Genomic DNA, 12,585 nt, shown 5'->3' on the forward strand with positions numbered 1-12,585 from the left:
CTCCTTACCAGCAGACAAAACCGCCATCGACGATCAGGTCGATGCCGGTGACGTAACTCGCGGCGCGGCTGGCCAGGAACACGGTCGGGCCGACCATCTCTTCCGGCGTCGCCATGCGCCCCATGGGCGTGTCGCGTTCGAAGATCTTGATCTGTTCGGCGACCTCCGGCCGCTTGTTCATCGGCGTCAGCGTGTAGCCTGGGCTCACCACATTGACGCGCAGGCCGCGATCGGCCCATTCCATGGCGAGGCTTTTCGACATGTGGATGACCGCCGCCTTCGACGAATTGTAATGCGCCTGGGTCAGGCCGCGATTGACGATCGAACCCGACATGGAGGCGATGTTGATGATCGAGCCCTTGCGCCGCGTCAGCATGGCGCGCGCTTCGGCCTGGCAGGACAGGAACACGCCGCTGACATTGACGTCGTAGATTTTCTGCCACTTCTCCAGCGACAGCGTCTCGGCGGCCTCGGCTCCTGCAATGCCGGCATTGTTGACGGCGATGGTCAGCGCGCCGAGCTCCTTTTCCGTGCGCTCGACTGCGGTCGCCAAGTCGGCCTCCGACGTCACCGTCCCGGTCAGCACCACCGCCTTGCGGCCAAGCGCGGCGATCCTGTGCGCGGTCTCATCCAGCCCGCCTTTCGAGGCATGGCCGAAACAGGCTATGTCGGCGCCGGCTTCGGCGAGCCCGATGGCAATGGCCTGGCCAATGCCGCTGCCGGCGCCTGTTACCAGCGCTACGTCGCCGCTGAGATCGAATAGTTTCATGTTGTTCCCCCTCCTGAAATGAAGGGGCGCCAGTCTTTGCTGGCGCCCCGCGCGGTCCGGTCCTTGGGAGGATACCACCTGCTGCGCTTTGTTCCGACTCCTGTCCTCAGCTCGTGGCGAGTTCCATCACCGCGACATTGCTCGCCTCGCTGCGGTCGAGAATGCCGCGCTGGCGGCCGCGGCTCAGCACCAGCACCCGGTGCGACAGACCCAGCACCTCCTCGAGGTCGGAGCTCACCACCACCACCGCCATGCCGGAACGGGCGAGGTCGGCGATGACGTCGTAGATCGCTGCGCGCGCACCGACATCGATACCGCGCGTCGGCTCGTCGAGGATGAACACTTTTGGCGGCCGCGACACCCATTTGGCGATGATCACCTTCTGCTGGTTGCCGCCGGACAGTTTCGACACCGCCTGGTTCGGCTTGCCTTTGACGCCGAGACGGGAGATGCCGGCCTCGGCGAATTTCTGCACCGCTTTCGGGAACACCCAGCCCTTCGGCGCGACATGGTCGAAATTGCCGAACGCCAGATTCTCGCCGATGGTCTGGTCGAGCACCACGCCTTGCGCCTTGCGGTCTTCCGGCACCAGCACGACGCCGGCCTTGATGGCTGCCGCTGGCCCGCTGAGATGCACCGGTTTGCCGGCAACGCGCACCGAGCCCGACGAGATCGGATCGGCGCCGGCGATCGCCCGCACCAGTTCGGTGCGGCCGGCGCCGATCAACCCGGCAATGCCGAGGATCTCGCCTGCTTTGACCGAGAAGGAAACGTTGTTGAAGCTCTTCTCCGGCGAGGACAGGTTGTCGACCTCGAGCAGCGTCTCCTCGCGCGGCGACGACAGATGCGGGAACATCCGTTCGACCGAGCGGCCGACCATCTGCTCCACCACTGTGCGCACGGGAATATCGGCGCGCTCGTGGCGGGCGACGATGCGTCCGTCGCGCATCACAACCACGCGGTCGGCAATCTGCGCGATCTCGTCGAGACGATGGCTGATGTAGATGAAGGACATGCCCTCCGCCTTGAGCTTGCGGATCTGCTGGAACAAAAGCTCCGTTTCCTCGCCGCCGAGCGCTGCGGTGGGTTCGTCGAAGATCAGCAATTCGGCATTGAGCGTCAACGCCTTGGCGATCTCGACCTGTTGCTGGGCGGCGATGCGCAGCGTGCCCACCTTGCGCTCGGGCGAGACGTCGAGGCCAAGCCGCTTCAACTGCGCCGAGGCCTTAGCGTTCATCTCGGCGCGGTCGATGCGGCCGCCGCGCATCGGCAGGCGCCCGACATAGACGTTTTCCGCCACCGACAGATCCGGCAGCAGCTTCAGTTCCTGATGGATCATGCCCACACCGGCATCGATTGCCGCGGCAGGCGAGGCGGGGGAATAGGGCTTCCCCCGCCAGATGATGGTGCCCGCGTCGGGCCGGGTCGAGCCGGCGATGATATTGGACACCGTCGACTTGCCGGCGCCGTTTTCGCCGAGCAGCGCCACAACCTCGCCCGGCCGCACCTCAAAGCTTGCATCGGCCAGGACCTGGACCGGTCCGTAGCTCTTGCAAAGGCCGTTGACGAAGAGCCCGTTGTGCGGGCTTTCGCTGTGGCGAGGATCAGGAGACATCGTGGTGCTCTCTAAAGCGGTGCCGGTCGTTACGGATGCTTGGCGATGAACTGCTCGACATTGTCCTTGGTGGTCAGCGTCGCATCCTGCAGCTGCTCGGCCGGAACGCTTTCGCCGGCCACCAGCTTGATCGCCGCATCGACGGCGAGACGGCCCATGCCTTGCGTCTGCTGCGTCGCGGTGACGTCGAACACGCCGTCCTTCAGCGCCTTGAGCGCGGCCACGTCGCCATCGAAGCCGGCAACCCAGACCTTGTGGCCGGGATTGGCGACCTTGACCGCCTGTGCCGCACCCAGCGCCAGCGCATCGGCCTGGCCGATGACGATGGAGACATCGGGATGCGACTGCAGCAGGTCCTGCGTCAGCTTGAAGCCTTCGTCCTGGTGCCAGCCTTCGCTCCACAATTCGCCGACCACCTTGATATCGGGATAGGCCTTGAGCGCTTCGCCGCAACCCTTGGAACGGTCGACTTCCGGCGTGGTGCCCTTCTGGCCGTGGATGATGATCAGTTCGCCTTTGCCGCCGGCCTGCTTGGCGATGTAGTCGCACACCGCCTGCGCCGAGGCGACACTGTTGGTGGCGATGAAGGTGTCGCCGGGCGCGCCGTCGGCGTTGCGGTCGACATTGACCACCGGAATGCCGGCGGCCTTGGCGGTCTTGGTCGGCACGGTGGCGGCTGTGGCGCCGGCCGGAATGTAGATCAGCGCGTCGATGTTCTGCGTGATCAAATCCTGTACCTGGCTGACCTGCGTTGCCGAATCGCCCTTGGCGTCGACGGTGACGATCTCGATGCCCTTCTCCTTGCCGTAGGCTTCGACCGACTGCTTGATCTGGTTGAAGAAGTCGGCCTGCAAATTGGCCACCGCGAGGCCGAGTTTCTTGGCCTCCTTGGCCGAGGCCATGTCGGTCAGCCCGAGCAGGGGAATGATTGCGGCAGCGGCGAGCAGCAGTGAACGTTTGGTGAGCATGTGTTTCCTCCGTTGATAGTCAAACTGTCCCGCCAGCGCATCGCGCCCCTTGGAACATCCCAGTTTCGGATCGACCGATCCGTCTATCGCCCGGACGCTCCGGGCGAATTCTCAATTGTGCCCCGTTCTCTATCGCGCCCTGCGCCGCCAGGTATCGCTGGCGACCGCCAGCGCGATCACCACGCCGATCACCACCTGCTGGATGAAGGGCGAGACGCCGAGCAGATTGAGGCCGTTGCGCAGCACGCCGATGATGAGTACGCCGACAGCAGTGCCGCCGATCGAGCCGACGCCGCCCGACAGGCTGGCGCCGCCGATCACCACCGCCGCGATGGTGTCGAGCTCATAGCCGAGGCCGGAACTCGGCTGCACCGAATCCAGCCGCGCGGCAAGCACAATGCCTGCAAGACCCGCAAGCACGCCGCAGATGGCATAGACCCAGTTGGTCAGCGACTTCACCGGAATGCCGGAGAGCCGCGCCACCTCGGCGCTGCCGCCGATGGCGTAAAGGCTGCGGCCGGTGGCGCGGTAGTTGAGGAAGATGGCGAAGACGATCGCCAGCACCATCATCACCCCGACTGTGACCGACAGGAAGCCGAAATGGCGGATGATTGACAGGCTGGTGAACCAGTCGGGAAAGCCGACGATCTGCGAGCCGTCGGTGATCATGTTGGCAAGGCCGCGCGCCACCGACATCATCGCCAGCGTCGCGATGAACGGCGGCAGCCGGGTGACGGTCACCAGCAGGCCGGACACCAGTCCGCAAAGGCCGGCGACGACCAGTGCTGCAACGACGCCGGCCGCAAGGCCGAGATTGAGATAGTCGGGATGGGAGACAAAGCCCATCACCATGGCGGCCAGCGCCAGCACCGAGCCGACCGAGAGATCGATGCCGCCGATCAGGATCACCAGCGTCATGCCGATTGCCATGATGCCGAGCACGGTGATCTGGTCGAGTACGTTGAGGATGTTGCGCACGGTGAGGAACGTGTCGGTGGTCAGTGTCAGCGCCAGGCAAAGCAGCAGCAGCCCGATCAGCGGCCCCATGGTTCCGGCAAACAGCGCCGAAAGCTTCGCGGCCGTCGCACCTTGAGTGCCGGGCGCGGCTTTCAACTCGCCAGCCTTCGACTCGCTTGCATCATTACTCACGGCCACTTCGTCTCCTCCGTCAGCGAAACGGCGATGGCCTGCCGTCCGCTCTTGTTCACCAGGCACCTCCCTGTGAACAATTTATCTTTGATATGCAATTTTGTTCAGCTAAACTGTTCATTAGAAAATTGTCAAGAGCCGTTGCGCCATTCGGCGGTGGTTTGCGCCACAGGGCGGTTTGTCCTAGGGAAGGCCAGGGGGCGGCGCTTGCGGAAAGATTTCCGAAATCTGCCGCGGGAGGGCAAAAGATGGCGACCGTCGAAAACGAGAAGGCCTCGCGCTTCCCCGATGCCGAGCTCAAGGCCCGGGCCGCCTGGCATTACTATGTCGAAGGTCTGACGCAAGAGCGCATCTCCGAGATTCTTGGCGTCGGCCGCATCAAGGTGCACCGGATCCTGTCGGCCGCCCGCGAGGAAGGCATTGTCCAGTTCCGCATTCGCGACAGTGTCGTCGAATGTGTGCAGCTCGAGGAGAGCCTGAAGCAGCGCTTCGGGCTAAGCCAGGCGGTCGTGGTGCCGTCGGCCGCCGATCGCAGCAACGCGCCGCTGATGATCGGCCACGCGGCTGCCGCCTATCTCGCCGACAATGTGAATGCCGGCGACGTCATTGCGCTGGGCTGGGGTCGCACCCTGAAATTCGCCATCAACGAACTGCCGAGGCGGCCGATCGCCAGGACGACGGTTGTCTCGATGCTCGGCGGCCTCACCCACGCGCAGCCGCTCAACCCGACCGAAAGCGCCTGGGAGTTCGCCGAAAAGATCGGCGCTGAATGTTTCCTGCTGCCGGTGCCGGTCTATGCCGACAAGCCGGAACAGCGCGATGCCTTCATGAGCCAGCGCAGCGTTCAGGATGTCGTCTTCCGCGCGCGCCGCGCCAACATCGCCGTGCTCAGCGTCGGCTCGTTTTCCAAGGACAGCCCGATCGCCAATTACGGCTTCATCAAACCGAGCGAACTAGAGGAATTGCAGGCGGCCGGCGCGGTCGGCGACCTCTTGTGCCATTTCATCGACGCCGAGGGCCACTCTGTCGACCATGAGGTCAACCGCCGCGTCTGCGCCTATCCGCTGCAGGATCTGTCCGATATTCCGAGCATCATCCTGGTGTCAGGCGGTCAGGAGAAGGTCGCCGTCATGCGCGCCGCGCTCGCCAACACCAGGATTTCGGTGCTCATTACCGATGAGGATGCGGCCAAAGGCCTGCTCAACCGTTGAGCGCTGTCGGCGTCGGTCAGAATTCGCAGGGCTCCGGACGACTGTCGTCCGACCAGTCGGCCAGTGCGATCGACACGAATTTTCCCGCGACCGGTTTGCCGTCGTCCAGGTCCTTTGAAGCGGTACCTTTGCCGGTGAGAAAATTGATGTCGCAGCCGCCCAGCGTCGTCCCGACCGAGCCGTCGGCTTTCTGCACATTCCAGTCCCAGTCGCGACTGTAGCCGGCGACAAGGAATTTACCGCCGCGCCAGACGATGGTCAGCGTCGCATCCCATGATTTGTTGGCGCCGCAGCCGAAGCACGAGGTGACGACAAGCGATCCCTTGCCCTTGCTTTCGAGCCCGAGAATACGGTCCTGCGTCAGCGCCCTTTTGACAAAGTCAGGCTTGCGCGAAGGATCGAGCTTTCCTTCGCCGGCAGCCAGATAGATCGAGAGATCCGCCAGCCCGGTTTCGGAATCCGCCGCGATCGCGGCCCGATCCATCCTGCCGTCATTGTCCATGTCGAGCGTGACCTCGAAGGGCGGCTCGTCCTGCGCACGCGCCGTCATTGGAGCTGCCGCAAGCGCGACAATCCAGGGCAGGGCGGCAAGGTGAAATACTGCTTTCATGAGCCCGATGAGTCTAGCATTGGCCGGGCAGGACGCAAAATCGGCAAGCTGGGCAGGTTGGGCATGGGAGCCTCACGCAGGCAAGCTGCGCTTGAACTCAGATCGCACCGAGCCGCGCGTGGATGTCGCGTGTCGCGTGATAGAGGTCGCGGTAGATCGCCTTGCGCGCCCGGTAAGCCGGCACCAGCGTCATATCCGGATCGACACGCCTGGCCGGCGCCGCCGCCATCGCCTTGGCGGCGTCTTCCGGCGAGGCAAACCAGCCGATCGCCGAAGCCGCCAGCATGGCCGCGCCAAGGGCCGCCGCCTCGTTGACCGGCGACACGAACAGCGGCCGCTCCAGCACGCTGGCCATGATCTTCATCAGCAGCGCCGAATTGGTGCCGCCGCCGGCGGCAATCATCTCTCCCGGCTTGCCGCCGCTTTCGGCCTCCATCGCCTCGCTGGCGATGGCTTGCTCCAAAGCGATGCCTTCCAGCGTGGCGCGGAAGAGATGCCTGGGCTCATGGTCGAGCGACAGGCCAACAACGGCGCCGCGCGCCGCGCCATCCCAATAGGGGCTCATGACGCCGGCCCAATAGGGCATGACCAAAAGACCGTCGCTGCCGGCCGCAACATCGACCGCACCCTTCTCCAGTTCTGCCGCGGAAGACGCGCCGGTGGTGCGCACGATCCAGTCGACCAGTTGCATGCCCGAGCGCAGCACGGTTTCCAGCATGAAGCCCGAACCGGTGGGCGAGACCAGCGTGCGAAACGCGTCCGATGTGGTGACTGTGCCGGAATAGCAGCCGCAGACGACACCGGAGCCGAGCGAGAGATAGCTCCTGCCGGCACCATAGACGCCCATGCCGAGACCCATGGCCTGGCCATCGCCGGCGCCGGCGACAATTGGCGTGCCCGCTTTGAGGCCAGTCAGCTGGGCAATGCTTTCGGCAAGGCCGCCGCAGATTTCGCCTGGGCCGATCAGCGCCGGCAACTGCCGTGGCTGCAGCCCTGCAGCCGCCACAAGCTCAGCGTGCCATTCGCCTGTCGCGACATCGAGCAAGCCGAGCGGGTCGGCACTTGCCGTGCTGGTAACCAGCTGTGCGGTCAGCCGGTGAACGAAGAAGCCATGAACATCGACCAGGGCGGCGGCGTTGGCCAGCACCTGCGGCTGGTGTTCCGCCAACCAGGCGATGGCATAGAGCGCCGGCGTCGGATCCGGCGGCTTGCCGCTCCAGTCGCGGATCGCCTCGCGGCCGAGTTCGGCCGACAGCCGGGCGACTTGTGGCCGGGCGCGCTCGTCAAGCCACAGGATCGCCGGGATGAGCGGCGTGCCGGCCTGATCGATCAGGGTGAAGGTCTCGCGCTGATGGGCTATGGCAATTGCCGCCACGCGCGCGGCGCCGACCTTGTCGGCAACCTGCTTCAGCGCACTGACGAGGGCTGCCCACCAATGTTCGGCATCCTGCTCGAAATGGCCGGGCTTCGGATTGGCCAGCGGATAGGCCTCGCGCGCCTGGAACAGCTCCGCGCCGTCGCGGGTGAAGGCGATTGCCTTCACCGCCGTCGTCGAGGCATCGATCCCGATAACGACATCGTCCATCACAGGGAGATCCCGAAGGTTCAGGCGGCGTTGGTCACAAACTGTCCGTCCGACTGGTCGAGACGGCGGCGGATCTGCGTTATCACCATCGAATCGTCGGGTACACAATTTTCATAGGTGAGGAAGTCGCCGGTCTTGACCGGCTTGACCACCTTGGCGCGTTCGGCAATCCCGAGCGGCAGCGCGCCCTTGGCGCGGGCGTCCTCCCAGGTCATGGCGAAGCCGCGATAGTCGTTCTCGCCGATCATGCCCAGCGACTGCCCGGCGCCGAGATCGCTTTTGGCCACCGCCACCGCTTCGGCGACCGGATGGTCGAGCGGCTCCATGTCGGCACGTTTGTAGACAACGGCGCGCGCCGCCGACAGTGGCACTTCAAGGCTTGTCAGGTGATAGGGACGGTAGATCGTGAAATAGGGGCCCTTGCCGACCTTGAGGTCGACCATGCGCTCCAGCACGCGCGGATGCCTCGTTTCGATGATGCAGAACACGCCGGGCGCCACGCCCTTGCCGATGGAATAGTCGACCACGCCCTTGCGGTGCAGCACGCCGCCATCCTCGCGCGGGCAAAGAACGCTGGCCAGTTCCTCCAGCGTCGCCGTCGGGCCGTGCATGCCCGGCACGTCGGGCACCAGCCCGGTGGCGTTGGCGATAGCCACCATCTCGATCGCCGTCTTGGAACCGTCGACGAACTCGACCAGCATGCGCGCATTCATGTTGCGCTCGGCCGCTTCCTTCTCGTAGTCGGCGGGCATGGCGTCGATCTTGAGCGGGTTGTTTTTGCCCTTGCCGGCGGCGATGATGTTGAAGCCGAGGCTCTTGGCGAAGCCGATGATCTCCAGCGTGCAGGCGGGTTCGTCGCCGGCCGCACCGGTGTAGACCACGCCGGCCTTGCGCGCTTCCTCCTTGAGGAAGCGGCCGATCGTAATGTCCGCCTCGACATTGAGCATAACGATGTGCTTGCCGTTCTTCATCACTTCGAGCGCAAACAGCGTGCCGATGTTCGGATTGCCTGTCGCGTCGATGATGACATCAATGCGGCCGGCCGCGGCCAGCGCATGCAGATCTTCGGTGACAGCGATCTTGCCGGCCTCGATGGCGCGGTCGATGGCAGAGGCGTTCGCAGCCTGGACGATGTCGGAGCGGTCATGGCCGGCGAGCAGTGCGGCATCGATCGCCGCTTGCGGCCGCACCTCGGAAATGGCACCGATCCGCATGCCCGGCATCAGCGCCACCTGGACGACGATGTCGGTGCCCATCTGCCCGGCGCCGGCGAGTCCGATGGTGATGGGCCCTTGGGCTTCAGCGCGCTGCAGAAGTTCCGCTGCAAATTGCGGATGGGCCATATCGCTTCCTCCAGTCATGACGCGCCGCAGCGTCAAATCATCATTTTGAACATTCCTATTTCCATTTGAAAAATATTTCAACCCGCAAATCGGAGAATGGCTGCAGGACCAAATCTCCCACGGAGGATTCGTGGGGTGACAGCTTCATGCTGCGCTTGATCTCAGCCGATCTCTAGGAAAGGCTTGCCGAGCAGGTCGGGCACGACATCGATGCCGAGGCCGGGCCCGTCGGGAATGCCCATGTGGCTGCCGGTGACCGGTGGGGCGTTGGAGGCCGTGCGCACCGTCACCCACTCATGGAAGGCGATGGCGTGCAGCCGGCGTTCTTCCGGCGTCGACAGCGACAGATGCGCCATCGCCGCCGTGTCGATCTCGGCGCCGCCCGTATCCTCGACGGTGATCATGAAACCGAGATCGACGGCGACGTCGCGGATTTGCCTTGTCCTGGTTACGCCGCCAAGCCGCGAGATCTTCAGCGTCAGCCCGTCGGCGGCGCCCAGGCGATGGATTTCCAGCATCGCCTCGAGCGAGATGACGCTCTCGTCCAGCACCATCGGCTTGTCGAGCATGCGGCGCACCGACATGTTCTCCTCGATCGTCGTGCAGGGCTGCTCGAACGTGTAGTCGATGCCGCGCGTTGCATCGGCGAACTGCCGCGCCTGGTAGGGTGTCCAGCCGGCATTGGCGTCGCAGAAAATCACCGTGCCTTTCGGCACGGCCGAAGCGACTGCGCTCACCCTGTCGATGTCGTCATGCACATTGCCGCCGACCTTGACCTGCAGCCGCCGGCAGCCTTCCGCGATGATCCTTTTGGCCAGTGCCGCCATCTGGTCGAGCGTGCCGTGGGTGACGACGCGGTAGGTCTCCGCCATGTCGCTCTCGCGGCCGCCAAGCATGGTCACCAGCGGCACGTCGGCGGCCCGGGCCGCCAGATCCCAGCAGGCCATGTCGAGCGCCGACTTGATGTAGGGATGGCCCTTGAACACCGTATCCATCAATCGGCCGATGCCGGCGAGGCCACGCGGGTCCTGGCCGATCAGGTGCGGCGCGATCTCGACCACGCCCGCACGCGTTCCCGCCGGAAAGGCGGCCGAATAGAAATTGCCGAGCGGCGCCATCTCGCCCCAGCCGGTTACGCCGCTGTCGGAGGTGATGGCGACGATCACCGCATCGAAGCAGTCTGCAACCCGCCCCTTGGACATGCGGTAGGGCCCGTCCACGAAGGGCTGCACGACGCGATAGGCCTTGATGGTTTTGATCTGCACTTGTCTGTCCGTTGTCTCTAGGCGTTGAGGAGGGTCAGCCCTTCGATGTTCCGCTGCTCGAGGCCACGCGCATAGGCAAGCAGCTCTTCGAAATCGAGGTCGATATGCTCGCGCGCATGGCGCTGGGCAGCGCGCATGTCGGCGCCCTTCAAGAGCCGCACATAGGTTTCGTGGAGATCTTCGGCCGGCACCGGCTCGTTGCGGGCCCGCTGGTGCAGGGCAAAGTACATTTGCAGCCGGCTGGTCAGCCGCTGCCAAGTTTCCAGCAGCACCGAATTGTCGGCCCATTCATAGATCAGCCCGTGCAATTGCAGTGCGGTCTCGATCTGGCGGGTGGTGTCGCGCGCGCGCGTTGCCTGCTTCACCGCTTCGTGCCGGCGGTCGAGTTCATCGAAGAAGCGCTGGTCGCGCAGCTTCCATGTCCGCTCGATGGCGAATTCATCGAGCACCTTGTTCAGCGAATAGGCGTCGTCGATATCTTTGGCGGTGACATCGATGACGAAGGTGGCGGCATAGGGAATGCTGGTCAGGATGCCTTCCTGCACCAGCTCGCGCATCGCCTCGCGCAACGGCGCACGGCTGACCCGCATCTGCTCAGCGATCCTCAGCTCGTTCAGCTTTTGGCCGGGTTCCAGCTGGCCGGTCAGGATCGCCCGCCGCAACAGCGCAACGATCTCGGCTCGGCGTGTCGTATCCGCGATCGGATTGAAGTCCAGCTTGGCCATTCCGTCACTCCAGTGAGAGCCGGAAACAGACAAGCAGATTGTCGACAATCCTACAATATGTCTGTTCCGGATTCTTGTGCCTTGCGGTTACTCCAAAAACGGCGTGCGGCGCTCCATAAAAAACGGCGCCCTCGGCGTGGAAGCCGAAGGCGCCGCAGGACCGGGGCTGATGGGGGTTATCAGCTGGCCGGTTTCTCCTGGGGCAACGGCGAGATCGGCATTCCTGGTCCGATCTTCTGCAGATTGCCGGTTATCACCTGGTCGCCTTCGGCAACGCCGCTGAGCACCGCCACAAGGTCGCCGCTGGTCGCGCCGAGCGAGACGATGCGCTGGTCGACCGTGTTGCCCTTGCCGACGACATAGACATATTTGCCGAGCTGGCTCGAACCCAGCGCCACCTGCGGCACCATCAGCGCGTCGGGCAGCTGCTTGATGTGCAGCCGCACGCGGACATACTGGCCCGGCAGCAGCGAGAACTTCGCATTGCCGATGGTGGCGCGCGCCGTAATCGTGCCGGTCGAGTGGTCGACCGTGTTGTCGATGAAGGTGAGTTCGCCCTTCTGGCTGGCTTCGGTCTCGCCGGGCAGCAGCACCTCGACCTCGATCGGGCCGGCGGCCCGGGCCTGTTCGATTTCGGCCAGATCCGTCTCGCTCGGATTGAAGGTGACGTAGATCGGGTCGAGCTGCACCAGCGTGTTCAGCACCGTGCCGGCGACGCTGACCAGCGTGCCGACCGAAGCCTGGTTGCGGCCGACGCGGCCGGCAAACGGAGCGTGGATTTCGGCGTAGCTCAAATTAAGCTCGGCCGTCCGCACCGCCGCCTGGTTGACGGCAAGCGACGCTTCGGCCTGACGCAAGGTGCTCGTGCGCTGGTCGAACCCATCCTTGGCCAGATAACCGCTCTTGGCGAGTTCGGAGCCGCGGCCGAGATTGGAGCGCGCATAGTCGAGGCTCGCCTGGTCGCGCTGCACTTCGGCCTTGGCCTGGTCGAGAGCCGCCTTGAAGTCGTCAGGCGAGATCTTGTAGAGCAGATCACCCTGGCGCACATCCGCGCCGTCCTTAGCCGTCTGCTCCTGCAGATAGCCGGGCACGCGGGCCTGCAAGGTGACGCTGCGGATAGCCTCGATGCGGGCGGCGTAGTCAAGGTAGATCGGGATCGTCTTCTTGACCACGCTCGTCACCGGCACCGGCATGACGAATGCCGCAGGTGCTGCCGTCGCTGCCGCCGTGCCGGCATTGAGGCTGAGATTGCCCATGTCGAGGAAGTGGACGCTTGCCACCGAGATCGCTCCCAGGGCGACGGCCGTTCCCAAAGCTATTTTCCATTTACGCATTTTGGTCTCCA

11 protein-coding genes are annotated in these 12,585 nt (G+C 64.5%); 1 reads left to right on the plus strand and 10 read right to left on the minus strand.

Features of this window, described 5'->3' with window-relative positions:
* Window positions 1-4 precede the first annotated feature (4 nt).
* The 4 genes from NKJ58_RS21650 to NKJ58_RS21665 form a co-directional block, all read right to left on the minus strand.
* Window positions 5-769, minus strand: a complete 765-nt coding sequence (locus tag NKJ58_RS21650) for an SDR family oxidoreductase (protein ID WP_023684416.1) — start codon at window positions 767-769, stop codon at window positions 5-7.
* A gap of 106 nt (window positions 770-875) precedes the next feature.
* Window positions 876-2,384: a sugar ABC transporter ATP-binding protein gene (locus NKJ58_RS21655; protein WP_023684415.1), complete on the minus strand. Its 1,509-nt coding sequence runs from the start codon at window positions 2,382-2,384 to the stop codon at window positions 876-878.
* Between the two features lie 29 nt (window positions 2,385-2,413).
* A complete protein-coding gene (locus tag NKJ58_RS21660; protein ID WP_023684414.1) occupies window positions 2,414-3,352 on the minus strand; it encodes a sugar ABC transporter substrate-binding protein in 939 nt (312 codons plus the stop codon).
* Window positions 3,353-3,481: 129 nt separating this feature from the next.
* Complete coding sequence (locus NKJ58_RS21665; protein WP_050588086.1) at window positions 3,482-4,465, minus strand: ABC transporter permease; 984 nt, start codon at window positions 4,463-4,465, stop codon at window positions 3,482-3,484.
* 284 nt (window positions 4,466-4,749) lie between these two features.
* On the opposite strand from NKJ58_RS21665, the gene NKJ58_RS21670 reads away from it, so the two are divergent.
* Window positions 4,750-5,712: a sugar-binding transcriptional regulator gene (locus NKJ58_RS21670; protein ID WP_023684411.1), complete on the plus strand. Its 963-nt coding sequence runs from the start codon at window positions 4,750-4,752 to the stop codon at window positions 5,710-5,712.
* 16 nt (window positions 5,713-5,728) lie between these two features.
* On the opposite strand, the gene NKJ58_RS21675 is transcribed toward NKJ58_RS21670, so the two are convergent.
* The 6 genes from NKJ58_RS21675 to NKJ58_RS21700 form a co-directional block, all read right to left on the minus strand.
* Window positions 5,729-6,322, minus strand: a complete 594-nt coding sequence (locus NKJ58_RS21675; RefSeq protein ID WP_156939282.1) for a hypothetical protein — start codon at window positions 6,320-6,322, stop codon at window positions 5,729-5,731.
* Window positions 6,323-6,419: 97 nt separating this feature from the next.
* Entirely contained in the window at window positions 6,420-7,907 is a 1,488-nt protein-coding gene (locus NKJ58_RS21680; protein ID WP_023684409.1) for a xylulokinase, read from the minus strand.
* A gap of 20 nt (window positions 7,908-7,927) precedes the next feature.
* Window positions 7,928-9,250, minus strand: a complete 1,323-nt coding sequence (locus tag NKJ58_RS21685) for an NAD(P)H-dependent oxidoreductase (protein WP_023668524.1) — start codon at window positions 9,248-9,250, stop codon at window positions 7,928-7,930.
* Between the two features lie 161 nt (window positions 9,251-9,411).
* On the minus strand, window positions 9,412-10,515 hold the full coding sequence (locus NKJ58_RS21690; protein WP_023726373.1) for a mandelate racemase/muconate lactonizing enzyme family protein: 1,104 nt from the start codon (window positions 10,513-10,515) through the stop codon (window positions 9,412-9,414).
* Window positions 10,516-10,532: 17 nt separating this feature from the next.
* Window positions 10,533-11,240, minus strand: a complete 708-nt coding sequence (locus NKJ58_RS21695) for a GntR family transcriptional regulator (protein ID WP_352561102.1) — start codon at window positions 11,238-11,240, stop codon at window positions 10,533-10,535.
* Between the two features lie 179 nt (window positions 11,241-11,419).
* Window positions 11,420-12,574: an efflux RND transporter periplasmic adaptor subunit gene (locus tag NKJ58_RS21700; protein ID WP_023740662.1), complete on the minus strand. Its 1,155-nt coding sequence runs from the start codon at window positions 12,572-12,574 to the stop codon at window positions 11,420-11,422.
* Window positions 12,575-12,585 lie beyond the last annotated feature (11 nt).

It is taken from the genome of Mesorhizobium sp. M0139 (genome assembly GCF_040322455.1).
Lineage (GTDB): Bacteria > Pseudomonadota > Alphaproteobacteria > Rhizobiales > Rhizobiaceae > Mesorhizobium.